Annotated in this window: 15 protein-coding genes; 6 read left to right on the forward strand and 9 right to left on the reverse strand. The window is 46.3% G+C overall.

What is annotated here, in order from left to right:
• The first annotated feature begins 1 nt into the window (after position 1).
• From K429_RS0104245 to K429_RS29720, 4 genes are all read left to right on the forward strand, one after another.
• Positions 2–217, forward strand: coding sequence for a DUF4248 domain-containing protein (locus tag K429_RS0104245; RefSeq protein ID WP_022210886.1), 216 nt, complete (start codon positions 2–4; stop codon positions 215–217).
• 353 nt (positions 218–570) lie between these two features.
• Positions 571–1074 carry a hypothetical protein gene (locus K429_RS0104250; protein WP_007214933.1) on the forward strand — a complete coding sequence of 168 codons (504 nt, stop codon included), beginning with the start codon at positions 571–573 and terminating at the stop codon, positions 1072–1074.
• A 133-nt stretch (positions 1075–1207) separates the two neighbouring features.
• Positions 1208–1342: a smalltalk protein gene (locus K429_RS30180; RefSeq protein WP_007217297.1), complete on the forward strand. Its 135-nt coding sequence runs from the start codon at positions 1208–1210 to the stop codon at positions 1340–1342.
• Positions 1339–1857 carry an N-acetylmuramoyl-L-alanine amidase gene (locus K429_RS29720; protein ID WP_081750829.1) on the forward strand — a complete coding sequence of 173 codons (519 nt, stop codon included), beginning with the start codon at positions 1339–1341 and terminating at the stop codon, positions 1855–1857. Before K429_RS30180 ends, K429_RS29720 begins: the two co-directional genes overlap by 4 nt.
• On the opposite strand, the gene K429_RS0104260 is transcribed toward K429_RS29720, so the two are convergent.
• The 6 genes from K429_RS0104260 to K429_RS0104285 all read right to left on the reverse strand — a co-directional run bounded on the left by K429_RS0104260 (position 1772) and on the right by K429_RS0104285 (position 9187).
• Positions 1772–2521 carry a tyrosine-protein phosphatase gene (locus K429_RS0104260; RefSeq protein ID WP_007217299.1) on the reverse strand — a complete coding sequence of 250 codons (750 nt, stop codon included), beginning with the start codon at positions 2519–2521 and terminating at the stop codon, positions 1772–1774. The two genes, K429_RS29720 and K429_RS0104260, sit on opposite strands and share 86 nt — an antisense overlap.
• A 5-nt stretch (positions 2522–2526) precedes the next feature.
• Positions 2527–4914: a polysaccharide biosynthesis tyrosine autokinase gene (locus K429_RS0104265; RefSeq protein WP_025726144.1), complete on the reverse strand. Its 2388-nt coding sequence runs from the start codon at positions 4912–4914 to the stop codon at positions 2527–2529.
• Positions 4915–4926: 12 nt separating this feature from the next.
• Complete coding sequence (locus K429_RS0104270) at positions 4927–5721, reverse strand: polysaccharide biosynthesis/export family protein (protein WP_007214929.1); 795 nt, start codon at positions 5719–5721, stop codon at positions 4927–4929.
• Positions 5722–5770: 49 nt separating this feature from the next.
• Positions 5771–6874, reverse strand: coding sequence for an MraY family glycosyltransferase (locus tag K429_RS0104275; RefSeq protein ID WP_025726145.1), 1104 nt, complete (start codon positions 6872–6874; stop codon positions 5771–5773).
• 45 nt (positions 6875–6919) lie between these two features.
• Positions 6920–7456 (reverse strand): UpxY family transcription antiterminator, encoded by a 537-nt coding sequence (locus K429_RS0104280; RefSeq protein ID WP_007214926.1) that lies wholly within the window; start codon positions 7454–7456, stop codon positions 6920–6922.
• 504 nt (positions 7457–7960) lie between these two features.
• Positions 7961–9187 carry a site-specific integrase gene (locus K429_RS0104285; protein ID WP_025726146.1) on the reverse strand — a complete coding sequence of 409 codons (1227 nt, stop codon included), beginning with the start codon at positions 9185–9187 and terminating at the stop codon, positions 7961–7963.
• A 334-nt stretch (positions 9188–9521) separates the two neighbouring features.
• Between K429_RS0104285 and K429_RS29725 the strand changes: the two genes are divergently transcribed.
• Together K429_RS29725 and K429_RS0104290 are read left to right on the forward strand one after the other, a co-directional pair.
• Positions 9522–9656: a type II toxin-antitoxin system HicA family toxin gene (locus K429_RS29725; protein ID WP_081593086.1), complete on the forward strand. Its 135-nt coding sequence runs from the start codon at positions 9522–9524 to the stop codon at positions 9654–9656.
• A gap of 58 nt (positions 9657–9714) precedes the next feature.
• Entirely contained in the window at positions 9715–10125 is a 411-nt protein-coding gene (locus K429_RS0104290; RefSeq protein ID WP_007214923.1) for a type II toxin-antitoxin system HicB family antitoxin, read from the forward strand.
• Positions 10126–10207: 82 nt separating this feature from the next.
• Here the strand turns inward: K429_RS0104290 and K429_RS0104295 are convergent, their stop codons facing one another.
• From K429_RS0104295 to K429_RS0104305, 3 genes are read right to left on the reverse strand one after another with little or no spacing between them, the layout of a single operon-like run.
• Positions 10208–11755 (reverse strand): RagB/SusD family nutrient uptake outer membrane protein, encoded by a 1548-nt coding sequence (locus K429_RS0104295; RefSeq protein ID WP_025726147.1) that lies wholly within the window; start codon positions 11753–11755, stop codon positions 10208–10210.
• Between the two features lie 20 nt (positions 11756–11775).
• Positions 11776–14967, reverse strand: coding sequence for a TonB-dependent receptor (locus tag K429_RS0104300; RefSeq protein ID WP_025726148.1), 3192 nt, complete (start codon positions 14965–14967; stop codon positions 11776–11778).
• Positions 14968–15014: 47 nt separating this feature from the next.
• A complete protein-coding gene (locus K429_RS0104305; protein ID WP_025726149.1) occupies positions 15015–15827 on the reverse strand; it encodes a ThuA domain-containing protein in 813 nt (270 codons plus the stop codon).
• Positions 15828–15863: the final 36 nt, after the last annotated feature.

The raw sequence follows: 15863 nt of genomic DNA on the forward strand, positions 1-15863 counted from the left end.
CATGTCCTTCCATCCCATCTCCATGAAGAAGAGCGAACTGGCTCTACTTTACTTTCCGGATTCAACATCCGCTGTGGCCACCAACCGCCTGATGCGCTGGATTTATGATTGTCCTCCGCTGATGATGGAACTGGAAACCGTCGGTTATCATCGTTCGCAGAAGTTGCTCACATCCCGGCAAGTGTCGCTGATTGTCCGCCATTTGGGCGACCCGTAAGGCGAAACCCATCGGAACCCATCGAAACCCATAAGTCGGTTTCCGGTCCGTCCTATCTTTGCCACAGATTATTAACCGAATCAGTTGACGGGATTTATTCTTTCTGATGTAGAAAAGAACAAAAGTGATTAGTGTTTAGTGATAAGTGATTAGTGCCATTCGGTATATTATTTCTTAGACGCGGATGACACGGATAACGCGGATTTAAAAGGCTGCGCTATAAAAGTGGATAAAAAAAAGATCCGCGTCATCCGCGTCATCCGTGTCTAAAAGATTATTTATCATTTAACTCATAACCCTACAGAACGGAATAAAATAAATTTCGCCAACTGATTAACTAAATTATTAAACTTATGGGAATCAAAGTAAAAGCCCGTCAGACCAAACTGTCGGTAGGTCCCTCGAAAGGGGAATATCGTTTCATCATGCAGGCAGAAATCTACAGCACGCTGAAGCAGGAAAAAGTCATATCCGAAGCCTCCATCCGCTCGGGAATCCCGAAGGGAAGCCTTCAGGCTGCCTGGGAAGCCATTGGTGAGGTTGTCAAGGCATGGACCACCGAGGGACATTCCGTTGCCCTGCCCGGAGTGGGTACCATGCGCTTCGGCCTGCAAGCCGCGGCTGTCTCCAAAGTGGAAGATGTAGGTACGGGACTCATCACCACCCGCAAGGTCATTTTCACTCCCAGTACCACCATCAAGCAGGAACTGAAGGATACCTCCATCAACATCACTTGTTACGACAAGGACGGAAAAGTCATCAAACAGGTGACTTCGTCCGACCCGGGCAATGTGGATGATGAAGGCGGAACCGACAATCCCGGCGGAGGCGGACTGGACGAAAATCCTTTGGGATAGAATTATTCAAAATTAATAATTAATAATTAACAATTAAAGGCTGCGCGGTGCGTGGGCGAAGCGTATGAGGTTTCGCAAGCGCACATTGCGCAGCTTATAGATTATAGATCATAAATTATAAATAATAAATCTCATGACCGACTCTGCAAAAAAGAATAAAATCACCTGGGTGTCCCTGCTCAATGCCATTATCCAGGCAGCCATTGCGGCTCTTACGGCACTGGGAATAACCAGTTGTTCAACCGCCATCGAATGTCTGTTGCCATGATACAGGAAACATTTCCCATGATTGTGGGCGAGGAGGAAGTGCTTAATGAGCGCGAACTCCTCGTCCGGGTGGAAAGCGGATTGATGATGGACTCCACCGACTCCGTACGCTATATCATTCTGCACTGTTCCGCCACACGCTGTAACAGCGACTACACCGTAGAACAACTTTTGCGCGACCATCGTGCCCGTGGCTTCCGTACTATCGGTTATCACTTTTACGTCCGTCGCGATGGCACCGTCAGTCAGCATCGCCGACTGCTCGAAGTGGGTGCCCACTGCCGTCCTTTCAACCGGTGCTCCATCGGTGTATGCTATGAAGGCGGACTGGACTCGGAAGGACATCCCGCTGACACGCTTACCCCGGAGCAGTTCGAAAACTTGGAACAACTTCTGACAAAGTTGCTGAAACTCTTCCCGAAGGCGCAACTCAGAGGCCATCGCGACATGCCGGGAAGTGTGCCCAAAGCATGTCCCTGTCTCGACTGCCAATCCGTGTTCCGAGCCATTCTTTGAAATGTTTTGAAGAATGCATATCGGTTCCTGTCAGGTCGTACATCCCTGCTTTCAACAGGGATACGGCCTTTTTTTGTATATATGTGCCGTATGCTCCCGTCAGTGACGGAAGGTTCAACTGGAAAGCAACCTGTTCTTGCTTCAACATACAGTAGTAGGACGTGCCCATATATAGATAACGTTCGGGGTGTGCCAGTAAAGGCCGGTAGCCCTTCGTCTGAATGCGTTTCAGGACGGGCAGCAGGTTCATGGGCGGAGTGAAACCGGTGGTTTCAACCAGCAGATACCGGTAACCGCCTTCGTAGATCGGAAGCAGATCGTCGGCCTCCAGACGCTCCGCGAAGAGGTTGTCCATCATGTATTCAGCGGCCAGATTCAGTTCCACCGTACCGCAATAGGCATCTTCCGGCTTCCGGAATTTCTCTTTCAATTCTTGAAATCGTTCTCTCAGCCCGGCGTTGGTATTGGGTATATCCTCCATGATATGGGGAGTAAACCACACTTTGCGGACTCCTTGGTGTTTCATCTCCGCAAGAATCTGAAGTGACTCGTTCATTGTCTTCACGCCATCGTCTACCCCGGGCAATATGTGGGAGTGGTAGTCGGTCATTTCGCAAAGGATGCCGCTTGCCGCGACGGGCTGGGATTTAGAAAATGGCCACATGAGTTTTATTTATCTTTACTGCCATAATAGGAAGCATAACCGTAATGGTATCCGTAGCGATAGCCGTAACGTCCTCCGGTACTTTCCGTTCCGTTCAGTATCATGGAGAGGTTTTTAAATCGTTTTCCGGTATACATATTTTCCAGTTCGGAAAGCATGGACCGGTCCAGCAAGCCGGAGCGGACTACGAAAATGGTGCGGTCCGCCCATTTTTCAATAATTTGTGCGTCGGCTACGATGTCAACAGGAGGACAGTCTATGAAGATATAATCATATTCCGGTCTTAATGCCTCTATCAGCATAGACAACTTGCTGTCTTCCAGTAGTTCCGTTGGATTGGGAGGTACTGTTCCGATGGGCAGGATGTGCAGGTTCGTGTATCCCTTGTAGGACACTATGATTTCCTTCCAGTCTTCAATCTGATTGTTCAGGTAGTCGCTTAATCCCTTGTTCGGAGAATCGACATAAGAAGAGACGGTTCTGTGCCGGAAGTCTCCGTCAATGACCAGGATTTTCTTCTTTTTGATGGCGAAGCTTATGGCAATGTTTATGGCTAGGAAACTTTTTCCACTGCCGGGATTGAATGAGGTTAATACGAAAACATGTTGGTTGTTGTCCTTGCTTGCCATGAAATCCATGTTGGAACGTAACACACGGAATGCCTCGTTGATGATGTTGCGGTTGCCCTCATTCACCACTATGGTTTTCATGTCCTGCCGCTTCCGGTGCTTGAATTCCCACCATTTTTTCTTTGTGCCGGAGTATTGGGGAATCTCGCCTATGAATGGGATGCTCAGATTTTCCAAGTCCTTCCGACCTCGCACTTTGGTATTCATGTTCTCCTTCATGAAGATGCCTACTGCCGGAACCAGTAATCCTACGGCAAATGCCACCAACAGGATATTCATCTTGCGGGGAGCGGTAGGAAACATACTGCCGCGCGGAGCGGTAATCAGGCGGGTGTTGTAGGCGGTAAATGCTTGTGAGAGTTCGTTTTCTTCACGCTTTTGTAGCAGATAGAGATAAAGTTCTTCCTTTACTTTCTGCTGGCGTTCCACCGACAGCAAATACTTTGCCTGGTTCGGGTTGGATGCCAGCCGGTTGGTAGTAGCCTCTTCCTGACGGCGGAGACTACGTATTTGGGTATTCAGTGAAACGATCAGATTATCGACCGACTGGATAATGGTTCGCTGCATACTCTGTAGGGAACTGGCCATGTTCTTTACTAACGGATTTTTTTCGCTACTGTTGGCTATCAGTCGGTTGCGATCCAGCACCAGATTGTTATATTCACTGATTTGCGTTTCTATATTGGCGCTGACAATACCTGAATTGGCGGGCAACGTTTGGTCCAACTGTTTTGTATTCAGTTCTCTGCGGATATATTGGGCGGTGGAGAGCTGGTTGTTCAGCGTCGACAGTTCTTTGTTGTTTTCAGCGGACTGCGCCATGTAGAGACTGGATGCCGCCTGTACGTCGGGTAGCAAGTGCTCGCTTTTGTAGCTGGAGATATTTTCGTCGACATGCCCCAATTCGCTCTCTATCACGCCCAGGCGGTCGCTAATGAACTGCGAAGTGCTGACGGCAATCTGGTTTTTGTCCCGAATCCAGTTCTCATTATAGACTTCGATCAGGGTATTCAGGATGTCTTCCGCTTTCCGGATGGAAGTGTCATTGATGCTGAGGTTGATGATAGTGGCATCTTCGTTACCCAGTTCAGCGACCAGTGCATTTGAATAGGTATCGACGGCAGCGCGCACGCTTCCCGAGACGTACCGGATAGATGTGCCTATAAAAACGTCGGTAAACTCTTGTGTAGGGGATACGATCATGATCCCGGCAGAGGTCTGTATGGAGTCGCCCATTTGGGCGGAGAGTGTTTCGCCTATGTCTTCTCCCGATATTTCAAGTTCGGAGATGGCAAACGTCTCTTTTGAAGAGAACTTGATGGTGAAACTTAATGGCACTTCTATTTTGTCGCAGAATGTAATGGTGACAGGAGATACTTTGTACAAATCTACGTTCTTTAATCCTTTGCGGATGGTAAAGGTTTCGTTCAATCCCAGCCGGTTGACTACCTCTGTCATCAGTGTGGGCGACTTTAATGTCAGCAACTCGTTGTTGATGTTGGTATTGGACTTGAAGATACCCAAATCGGAAAAGTCGTTCATAGCGTTGGTAGAAGAGCTGCTTTTCGAGTTGTCCTTGACGAGAATGGCAGCGGTACGGGTGTAAATAGGGGGAGTACTCAGCAGGTACAACACCGCTATAGTCAGGGTAATGAACAGGGAGATGGCGAACCAGTACCATTTGGGAACGAACATGCTCCACAGATCCTGTATCCGTATAAAGTCATCGGCGGGTTTGCCGACAGGCGTTTTCTTTTCAACCATAATAATAAGTAATTATTTAAACAGCAATACACCCAGGGAGGTGAGGAATGATCCGATGCTAATCCATAATCCTACGCTTTTCACGCTGTTTTCATTCAGTGTGGATTGTCCGGCACGTACCTTGTTGGGCTGCACATATACCACGTCGTTCTGCTTCAGGTAATAAACGGGAGATTTGAATAGATCGCAGGAGCGGAGATCCACCCAGTGCGTCACCCGTTCTCCTTTTTCTTCACGGATCACGAAGATGGCATCCCGCTTACCGTAGATGGTAAGGTCACCGGCCATGCTGATAGCTTCCAGCAAGGTTATATAGTCTTTTGAGATACTGTATTTTCCGGGAGTCTTCACTTCACCCAGGACGGAAAAGCTGAGGTTCATAAACTCCACGGTGACCACCGGGTCGTTCACCAGGTTTTCCTCCTTCAGTCTTTGTTTTACCAATGCGGCAATCTGGCTTCGGGTCATGCCCGCCACAGTGAGGTTTCCCAATACGGGAAAGTCGATGGCACCTTTGTCATCAAGCGTATATCCGGAAATTTCTCCGTTGTTGTTGCTGTTGTTCAGTCCCGTGGAACCTACCCTCTGCTGCACGCGTGTCAGGTTGAACAAAGCCGCCAGTTCGGGGTCCTTGCTCGACACTACGATGGATATCTGATCCTTGGGTTGAACGGTGATGTCCTGGGGTGGGGCCACCGCTTCGGGGCTGTTTACCTCCACGTCCTGAAAATAGATTATCTCTTTCGATGTGTTGCACGATGAGAGCAACGCCAACGAAAATAGCAAGTATAAAAGATGATTTTTCATGTTTTAATTTTAATATAAAATAGAAATATGAAGTATAAGGTATGAAGTCTTAATTTCTTGGGTGTTTTTTTGTAATTTTTGCTGTGATGTAGAAGTGCATCGCTGTCCATACCGCTACGTCCAGCAGGAACAGTACGGTGACGGACAGGTAAGAGGCTAAGAGTGTATTGACAATAATAAAAAGCCAGGCGATACTCAGGATGAAGCAGAGTGCCTGATGTTGAGACATACCCAAGGCGATGAATTTATGGTGGATATGATTTTTGTCGGGGAGAAACGGAGGTTGATGGTTGCGCAGGCGGTGAAGCACTACCCGAACCACGTCCAGCATTGGCACCAGCAGGAAAGAGAAAGCCGTCACGATAGCACCGGGAAAGAGTTCTTCCTTGACGGGATCGGACATACTGAGATGAATGGCCATTACAGCCAGCAACAGACCGATAGTCAATGAGCCGGTATCTCCCATGAACACTTTCCGTCCGCGGCGGGTCTGTCCGAACATATTATAATAGAAGAATGGTATCAGTGCCCCCAAAGCTGCAAAGGAGATAAAGGCATACAACCACCAGTGTAGACAGACGAACATGCAACCGAAAGCGAAGAATGCTATCATGCTCAATCCGGAAGCCAGGCCATCGATACCGTCTATAAGATTAATTGCATTCATGATATAGACAATGATAAAGACTGTGAATGGTATGCCCACATAATAGGGTAATTCGTAGATGCCAAACAGTCCGTAGAGATTGTCGAAACAAAAGCCGGAGGCTACCAATAGAAGGCCACAAAGTGTCTGGATGATAAATTTGGCACGGTAGCGCATACCTATCAGGTCGTCTCTCATTCCCATCAGATAGAGCATGAAGAGGCAGCTGAATAGGGTGAGCAGACAAGTGGATTGTTCCCAACTGAGTAAATTGCTGTCTGTACAGAGATTATGGCAGGCAATGACGAGCGAAATGGGCATAATGATACACGGAAAAAAAGCGATTCCCCCCAGACGGGGAATGTGCGTCGTATGCAACTTTCGGTCGTCCAACGGATCGAAAAGTCGCCGCCTGAAAGCTATCAGCGATATCTTGGGAATAATCATTGCACTGAGCAGGCAGCTGACGGCGAATGCCGCCAAAGTTTCAAAATAGCAGGTTGTCATTTCTGAAGGATTTGATTAGGTGAGAGCTTGTTTAAATGTATTGATTTATATCTTCCTGAGAAAGCATTGGGGAATATAGGCAGTTGCCACCGCACACACACCTTGTATTGCCACTATCAGGCGACGATTTCCTTTGATGCGGTGTATACAGCCTTCTGCTCCCTTGAATGGACCGTCCGTAACAAGCACCCGTTCACCGGTGCTGTACTCCATGGGGACGTCGCCGAAATAGTCCAGCCCTTTCTCGCCGGAGGAAGTGACAAGCATGAAAATTTTCATTTCCCGTTCAGGAATAGCTATTGGCAGTTTTTGCCAATTGACAAGACGGGTATATAGGAGGACTCGGTCTGTCAGTTTCTGCTGTAACGCCAGTGCTTGTTTCTCTGTGGAATAGAAGAACAGCAGGGAGGAAATGATCGGTTTTCGCACGTACTTTTTCACTCCGCCACGTTCCACAAGAATTCTTTCACAAGGAATATAGGTCTCGATTTTGTCTCTATTCAGCGAGTCTTCTATCTCAAATACCTTATTGTAAAAGACTTTGAATGCATACCAATGCATAATTGAAGATACCTCTTCCATATTTGTCGTATCTCACCTAAAAGATATTCCTTCCATTCCTGCGTATCGGAGTATTTCTGATCTTTAAAGCAACTCTGATGCGCAGCAAGCAAGGTTAATCCAATTCTTCGTTTTGTCTGTCGATTTTTGGAACTCGGAACTTCTCCTGACCCAGGAGAAGGTATCCGTAACCCTGTAATTGTACCGTTTCTAAGTAAGAAACGGCACGACGTTTTAATGCGTTGAATTCCTGTAGGATAAAAAATATCTTTTTATCCTATTTTTTTAGGTTTTGTAGATTCGGTACGATGTATGGATAATTTTTTTAGAATATATCTATCGAGTTCTATATTAGCATCTGTTTTAAATATCTATTCATTTCTTTTTTGTATAAGTAGTTGCTTATTGTATTAAAAATCAATATTTTATACTTGTTTTGAGAGTAAAATATAAACAAATATTTATAGCATTATGTTGTTTTATTCTTTTATTTGTTATATCTTTGCGCCGTAATTTTAAGGTTTCTTACTTAGAAACGTTACGACATAATGCCTCTAAAATTTCTTCATTGGCCTTGTCTATCAGTGAATTTTCTACAGAATCCAAGTATATGAGTGTAGTCTTCTCGGAAGTGTGTCCCATACCTGCACTTATGACGGACAACGGGACGTTGTGTTTGCGTGCAACCGTCGCCCAGCTATGCCTTGCGGTATAGGAGGAGAGATGTAGATTTTCTCCTGTCAACTTCCCCAGTTTCTTCAATTTCCGGTTATGATAACCCAGCGCCGTCTGATATTGTCGGAAAGCCTCTTCCGGATCATTAGATGTAATAATTGGAAAAAGGTAGGGACTGTTGTGGACAAATGGCTCGTAGCGCTCGATAATCTCTTCAATAAGAGGCTCTATGCGAACAGTGAGGCGCTGTCCCGTCTTATGGCGGACATAACTAAGTATTCCTCCGCTTACATCCTCCTTTTTCAGATAGGCAATGTCTACAAAAGCCATTCCACGGGTGCAATAACTGAAAATAAACATGTCGCGAGAAAAGGCAAGCGGAGCAGAATGTGTCAGGTCTAGTTTTTGTAAACGAACCATGATATCTTCGGGTACGGCACGTTTGCGGGTACGCTCTACACCGGTATAAACATTTCGAAAAGGAAATGTTTGTTCCATTTGATTCCGGTTTATCACTTTATTATATGCAGAGCGCAAAGTCCGCATATAAAAAGAACTGCTGTTTTTGCTCACTTTTCGTATCCGGAGCCATTGTTCATATTCCATGACAAGTCTTTCGTCTACCTGCTTGAGTGGTCTGTCTAAGCCTCCCAGGAAGTCGGAGAAGCTGTTCAATGCCCGTTGGAGATTGCGGGCATTTCCCCACCGGCCATCGTTTTTAAGCTCATCGATCAGGGTTGCCAAACAAGACAGCACTGTGTCTCCGTTTTCATTCAAAGTACGAAAGCGGTCAATGACATCCGCTAAAGTGTAGTCTCTTCCTTCTCCGTCCCATTCGCATAGAATCCGACGGATGCACAGCAAGTCTTTCTCTATTTGCTGTTGGTAGCGGGCCGACAACCCATTGTTGTCCGCTTCAGCTATGAATGTTTCTTTTTCTGCATCCCACCAATGGGGAAGTACGCGCATTCGGGTGGTTATCTGCCTGTTGCTTTGCTTGTGGCATAGCTGGTAATAGATTGTACCGGCTTTTCCCTCCACCGATGATTTTCTGAATTTTACTTTTACAGTCGCCATAGTTTTATTATCAATTTATAGAAATATATATTATGTACGACAAAAAATAAGGCAATCTGTTTTATTTGTTTCCTGCTGGTATCCATTTGTTAAAACCGGAAAAATCAGAATATTCCTCTTTTCCGGATAGGAGGGAAGGAAAAAACAAAAAGGAGGAACTATTGCTCCTCCTTTTTCCCAATATTAATTAGGTATTTTTAATGATGCTGTTCATGCGGGTGCTGTATTCATGTACAATGTAAAATCCAAATGATATTAAAATTAATACCATAAAGGTTGTGTGTGATATTAATTTTCGTATCTTTGCATCATATGAAAAAGGAAAGAATATGAAATAACAAGGAAAGGAGGGCATCCTATTTGGTTCAGCCCCAAGACTGGGAAAAGATTTCAAACCAGCCACCACGGTTCAGAAGAAGTTAAACCCGGTACTTTAAGAAGCATTCTAAGGGATGCAGGGATTAAATAATTCTCCATCTCTTGAAGATAATTAGAAAAAAAACGAAACCATTAATAAAGTGCAAAAGATGAGTAGTAAGAAAATCAATGTTGTTATTGAGCGAGGAATTGACGGCAGTTTCTCCGCTTATATTGCAGATGATAACTGTGAATTTGGTTGCATCGGCGAAGGGAAAAGCGTTGAAGAAACCAAAGCTGATTTTATGAAAGCCGTTGGCGAAATGCAAGAAGTGTATGCTGAAGAAGGATCTAAATTTCCTGATGTGGAGTTTGATTTCATTTACGACATGGCATCTTTTCTTAATTACTATGCCTACGCCTTCTCTTTAGCAGGTTTGGCTAGAATAACAGGTGTCAATCAAGGTCAGTTAAGCCACTATGTTACAGGACGCAGAAGACCTTCTAAATCCACTGTCGAGAAAATAGAGCAATCATTGCATGATTTTGCAAATGAGATTGGTCAAGTTAAGTTTGCGTGAGAAAAGATAAGGGATGGCGAACCCTTCAGCAAGGTTCGCCATCTTTTTTAACTGTTTTGAATGTGCTATGTGAATATAGAGATTATTTGCTCCATCCCGGATTCTGTGTCAGGTTACCATCCGCTTCATCCAAATCCATCTGGCTGATAGGCATGTATCTGTACTTTTCCGTCCATCCCTTCTCACCCAAAATTTCGGCTCCCTTATCAAAGCGCATCAAGTCTATCCAGCGATGCAGTTCGTATGCAAATTCTAACCCCCTTTCATTGAAGATCACATCCAGTGCTTCCTGTTTATTCATCTTTGTCAGGTCAGGGGTGTGGTTGTCATCCCCAAAGGCACGCTTTCTGATGCGTGAGTACCAGCCTTGTCCTTCGGCACTTGCAGTTCCATTAGCGCGGATGTCGAGTTCCGTACCCAATAGGAGTACGTCGGCAAAACGTAGGAAACGGAAGTTATTGTTATAATTCAGATAAGAAGTGGCGGAAGTATATCCTTTACGCGCGTGATACTTATAGTTACCGAATCCGTCAAAAGACATCTGGTTGTCGTCTACATGAAAATCTACCTCATAACCCAGGTCCCTGACTTTCTGTGCTTCCACCGCATAGTCGATGAAAGTACCTTCGCGACGGGTGTCACCTTCTTCGTACCAGTCGTACACGTTACGCTTTACGGTTGCTTGTCCCCAGCCGTCGCCTAAACCGCCCTCTTCGGCGCTACGCGGGTCGACAATGCCGCGACCGCTACACCACGTCGGCAAGTTGTTACAAACACCATTGATGTAGCCGCCCCAGTCATTGGAGTTTGCTTTCTCGGTATATACAAATTCCATGATGGATTCCTGGCAGAATTCGCCTTCCTGCAACCAGATCCGGGTAAAGTCGGGCAGCAAGTCGTAGCGCTTGCTATTGATAATCTGGCGCATATCATTTAGAGCTTCGGCATAGCGTGATTCGTCACGTGCAAAGAGGATCATCTTGGCTTTCATAGCGATAGCCGCATCGTTGATGTAACGTCCACATTCTTCATCGGGTACTGTTACCGGTAAGTTACCGATGATGGTATTGTCCAGATCGTTCATGATGAACTTATAGCAGTCTTCGCGCGATGCTTTGGGTACGGAATACATTTCGTCCGGCAAAATGATGCGGTCGATCAGTACGAACTGTTCATAACCGATAAACATATAATAGTAGAATACCATGCGTGCGAACGTGATTTCAGCCCTGAGGCGTGTACGTGCGGCATCTGTCATGGTGGCTCCGTCCAGTTTGCTTAACAGAAGGTTGGCGCGGGCGATACCTTCGTACATTCCCAGGTTCCATTCACCACCCCACCAGTTGGGACAGTTGTTGGAGTCGAACTGAAAAAGATCGAGGCCATAGCCACCTTCACCCGGTCCGCCACCTGTATCGCCTTCGTCCGACATATAGATAAAGGTGGAATAGATATTGTCTACACTATGTTGCAGAGTATTCATGAGGCCGTACAGGCCCATCTTAACATCGTCTTCTGTCTTGTAGAAGTCTCCGTCGTTCAGTTGCGTCTTGGGATATAATTCCAGAAAATCGCCGCAAGAGGTGAGCGACATTGCAAAAAGCAATATATATAAAAGATTCTTTTTCATATCATTGATATATTAAGATATTAGAAACTAACACTCGCACCTAAAGTGAATACGCGTGCCTGAGGATAGGAACCTGAATCCAGACCGCTACGTGAACCCACTTCCGGATCGTAGCCGCGATATTTGCTGAACGTCAGCAGGTTATCACACTGGATATAAATACGTAGGTTACTGATAAGAGCTTTCTTGGTCAGCAGGCTGGGAAAGGTATATCCCAGTTGCAATACTTTCAGGCGCAGATAATCCCCGTCTTCAACGTAGAGGTTGCTGACGCGTGAAGTGTTCTGGTTGGCACCATCATCTTCTACAACACGCGGCCACCAGTTTGAAGTGCCCTCACCGTGCCAGCGGTCCAGCCATTTGCGGTGCCAGTTGGCGTATGGGACATTGGCGCGGCGGTCGTAATTGAATATCTGATTGCCGGCTACACCCTGGAAGAAAACAGAAAAGTCAATGTTCTTCCAGTCTATGTTCAGTGAGAAACCGTAAACCCAGTCGGGGTTTGGATTACCGATCATGGTAAGGTCTTTGTCGTCCAGCAAGTCATCGTTGCATAAGTTCTTGAAACGGATGTCACCCGGCTTTGCATTGGGCTGAAGTGGCTTGCCGCTGGGGCCTACATGAGCGTTGACTTCATCCCAGTTCTGGAAGATGCCGTCGTGTACATATCCGCGGAAGTATCCATAAGGCATTCCCGATTCCACGATGGCTACGTTCGGATTGGCCATACCGGCACCCAGGGTAGCGATAGATGAGAAGCCGGGACCACGGTCGGTTACTTCGTTCTTTACGTAGGAGGCATTTCCGTTTACTGAGAAGTTCACGCCACCGGCTTTGAAGCGGTAAGTGGCATCCATTTCAACACCTTTGTTGCTCATAGTACCGGAGTTGGCATTCATACCCCAATAACCCAGATATTTGGGAGTTTGCAACCAGAGGATCATATCCTTGGTTCGTTTGTCGAAGTAGTCTACAGAGAAGGATAAACTGTTGTTCAGTAAGCGCAGGTCGATACCCAGGTCCGTCTGTTCCGAAGTTTCCCATTGGATGGAAGGGTTGGCATATCCGGCGGATACGATACCTACATATATCTGATCCTTACTGCCTTTACCCAGAGCCAGGTTATTGCTACCCATATTCAGGAGGCTGGTGTATTGGAAAGCGCCGATGGACTCGTTACCATTCCGCCCCCAACTGGCACGCAACTTAATGAGGTTCAACCATCCGGGACGGTTTTTCATAAATTTCTCTTCCGTCATGTTCCATCCGGCAGATATGGAAGGGAAGCTGGCATATTTGTTATTAGGACCGAAGTTGGAAGAACCGTCACGGCGGAACACCAAGCTTAACATATACTTTTCGGCATAGTTGTATGTGGCGCGGGCAAAGAAGGAAGAAAGGTGGTGCTGGTTGATGTAATCATCTGTTCTTTCCAGCGAGCGTTCGGCGGCGGCACTGTTGAGATAAGCATATTCCATGCCCAAACGCAACAGGTTGTAGTCTTCACCGGTCAGACCGGTGCTCTCTTCGCTCAATGCGGACTGCCCTACCAATACGGAGAATGCATGTTTGCCGATTGTCTTTTCATAACTCAACACATTTTCTACCTGCCATTTATAGCTTTCATTCTTTTTATGGAACACGCTGGACGTTTCGTTACGGTTGTTGGTCGTAATGTAATATTCCGGAGTGTAGCCTCTGGAACCCCAGAATGCCCAAGCAAGCCCTACATTGGTACGGAATTTAAGTCCCGGCAGCAGGGTTGCTTCTAAATTCAGGTTGGCGTTGAAATTGTTGGCTGTGTTAAGTGTATTATTGCTGACGTCGCGTACTGCCAGCGGGTTACCCATTTCACGCATGTAGTTAATAATGTTGTAGGCACGGCCATCTGCGTCTTTCACATAGCCGGCGTACAGTTGGTCGTAGATTTTCAGTTGTTCCGGATCGGTCTGGTAAATAGGCTCATTAGGGGGAGTCAGTGCCATGGATGTAAGTACACCGGATACGTCGCTGTTGTTTCCGATACCCATAGATTCCGTGTGCGAATAACTGATGTTTGAACCGAAGGTCACTTTGGGAAGCCAGAAGCGGTTTTTATCTTCCATTACCGTGTAGGTATTGTTGAAGCGGGCATTATACCTCTTGTAGTAAGAGTTCTCACTGGCAACCACGCCGTTCTGGTTCAGATAACCAAAGGAAGCATAGTAGATGCCTCTGTCCGTACCACCCGAAAGGGATACTTTATGGTTGTATACCAGCGCATGGTTGTTCAGCAGCTCATCCTGCCAATCGGTTTCCGTGGTGGGATAGGTGGAAGGGTTGTTGATGTCGAAGTTTGGGAACTTCAGCTCCTTCCCTTCGTTCTTGTTCATTTCATTCACCATCATCTGATATTGGGCCGCATTCATATAATCCAGTTTTTTTGTAGAACTTTGCCAGCCGTAAGAGACTTCATAAGTTAGTACGGGTTTCTGAACCGATCCTTTCTTGGTAGTGACAAGTACTACACCGTTGGCGCCACGTGTACCATAGATGGCAGCGGAGGCAGCATCCTTCAATACTTCCACGGATTCGATGTCCGAAGGGTTAATATTATTGATGTCATCCACCGGCATACCGTCCACTAAATAGAGTGGATTGGAGTTGTTGATGGTACCGACACCGCGGATGCGTACAGTAGAACCGGCTCCTGGTGCTCCGGACTCGCTCATGATCTGTACGCCTGAAACTTTCCCTTTCAGGGCGTTCTGGAAATTGGTGGGGCTGCCTTTTGCCAGTTCGTCGCCGGATACTTGGCTGATGGCGGCTGTTACCACACTCTTTTTCTGTACACCGTAGCCGATGACTACCACTTCCTCCAGGGCTTTGGAGTCTTCTGTCAAGGTGATGTCATAAGTGTTTTTTCCACTGATCACTTTTACTTCCTGGTTTGCAAAGCCGATGTATGTAAATACCAGTTCTGAGTTACCGGGCACCGTCAGCGTATAGCTTCCGTTGATGTCGGTGATCGTACCGTTGGAGGTACCTTTTTCAACTACGTTTACACCAATCAGGGGCAAACCATCTGTGGCAGACTTTACAGTTCCGTGGACTCTCGTTTCTGTTTGAGCTGTAGCAGTCAGGCAGTTAGATGCTAACACAAGCATGATGACTGCTGTTCGAACAAGCCATAAGAAGGGCTTGAACGAAAGAACTTCATGTTTTTCATTCATACAAAAGATACTAATAAGATTAATAAATTGGTTTTTGTTTTAAGGGTCTATTTTTTGAAAGGATCTCCTTGCTTGTCCGTACTTACCACCCAGCGGAAGGCATTGACAAACAAAAGATTTTGTGTGGCGTCAATGAATTCTTCATCGCCATGCCCCATATTCAGATATATCATTCTGTATTTGGTATTGGTCCATACGATGGGGAAATCACCGAAGTTTACTACATCTTTGATGCCCAGGGGATAGTTCTTGGGAGAGAGGGACAGCAGAACTTCCACATCTTTATTGGCTCTCGGACTGGGATTCCACTGATACCATTCGCTGGAAGGTGCCACAAAAGAGGCGGGCAGGTTCTTGGTGACTGGATGGTTCTCGTTGTCCACTTCAACCAGGACTGGTTGGGGAGGCCAGTTGTTGCAATAGAAGACTCCACCGCCCAGGAAGTTGACGAACCAGGGCCATTGGGTGTTCTTGTCATTGTAGGCGGCTACATGGAAGCCTACCCAGCCACCACCGTTTTCCATATACTTCTCAAAAGCATCCCGTTCGGCTTTTGTATTGGGGTAGCCGTCGAGCATCACCACTACGCTATACTCTTTTAGCTTTTCGTAAGTATAGGAAGACAAATCCATTGTGAGATCGAGAACGAAACCGTCACCGTAGTTCAGTTTCTTGAAGAACTCTACGGCTTGCAGGGAGAACTGATAATGTGCTTCTTCTGCATGCTGCGTATAGTAGACTAATGCCTTGAAGCGGGGGCCCCGGGCATAATTGGCAGGATAGCCTTTAGGAGTTTGAGCGTTTACCAGAAGGGTGCATGCTGTAAATAGGAGGACAAGATAAAACTTAATAGTTTTCATAGCTTTTTTGATTTTATGTAATTAATAATTTCTTTT

The organism is Bacteroides sp. 14(A), assembly GCF_000526555.1.
In the GTDB taxonomy this organism is placed as follows: Bacteria; Bacteroidota; Bacteroidia; order Bacteroidales; family Bacteroidaceae; genus Bacteroides; species Bacteroides cellulosilyticus.

Coding starts and splice junctions, on each gene's coding strand:
- K429_RS0104250 (WP_007214933.1), top strand. CDS start 571: ATGGGAATCAAAGTAAAAGCCCGTCAGACCAAACTGTCGGTAGGTCCC.
- K429_RS0104290 (WP_007214923.1), top strand. CDS start 9,715: ATGAGTAGTAAGAAAATCAATGTTGTTATTGAGCGAGGAATTGACGGC.
- K429_RS0104265 (WP_025726144.1), bottom strand. CDS start 4,914: ATGGTTGAAAAGAAAACGCCTGTCGGCAAACCCGCCGATGACTTTATA.
- K429_RS0104260 (WP_007217299.1), bottom strand. CDS start 2,521: ATGTGGCCATTTTCTAAATCCCAGCCCGTCGCGGCAAGCGGCATCCTT.
- K429_RS0104300 (WP_025726148.1), bottom strand. CDS start 14,967: ATGAATGAAAAACATGAAGTTCTTTCGTTCAAGCCCTTCTTATGGCTT.
- K429_RS30180 (WP_007217297.1), top strand. CDS start 1,208: ATGACCGACTCTGCAAAAAAGAATAAAATCACCTGGGTGTCCCTGCTC.
- K429_RS29720 (WP_081750829.1), top strand. CDS start 1,339: ATGATACAGGAAACATTTCCCATGATTGTGGGCGAGGAGGAAGTGCTT.
- K429_RS0104295 (WP_025726147.1), bottom strand. CDS start 11,755: ATGAAAAAGAATCTTTTATATATATTGCTTTTTGCAATGTCGCTCACC.
- K429_RS0104280 (WP_007214926.1), bottom strand. CDS start 7,456: ATGGAAGAGGTATCTTCAATTATGCATTGGTATGCATTCAAAGTCTTT.
- K429_RS0104245 (WP_022210886.1), top strand. CDS start 2: ATGTCCTTCCATCCCATCTCCATGAAGAAGAGCGAACTGGCTCTACTT.
- K429_RS0104275 (WP_025726145.1), bottom strand. CDS start 6,874: ATGACAACCTGCTATTTTGAAACTTTGGCGGCATTCGCCGTCAGCTGC.
- K429_RS0104270 (WP_007214929.1), bottom strand. CDS start 5,721: ATGAAAAATCATCTTTTATACTTGCTATTTTCGTTGGCGTTGCTCTCA.
- K429_RS0104285 (WP_025726146.1), bottom strand. CDS start 9,187: ATGGCGACTGTAAAAGTAAAATTCAGAAAATCATCGGTGGAGGGAAAA.
- K429_RS0104305 (WP_025726149.1), bottom strand. CDS start 15,827: ATGAAAACTATTAAGTTTTATCTTGTCCTCCTATTTACAGCATGCACC.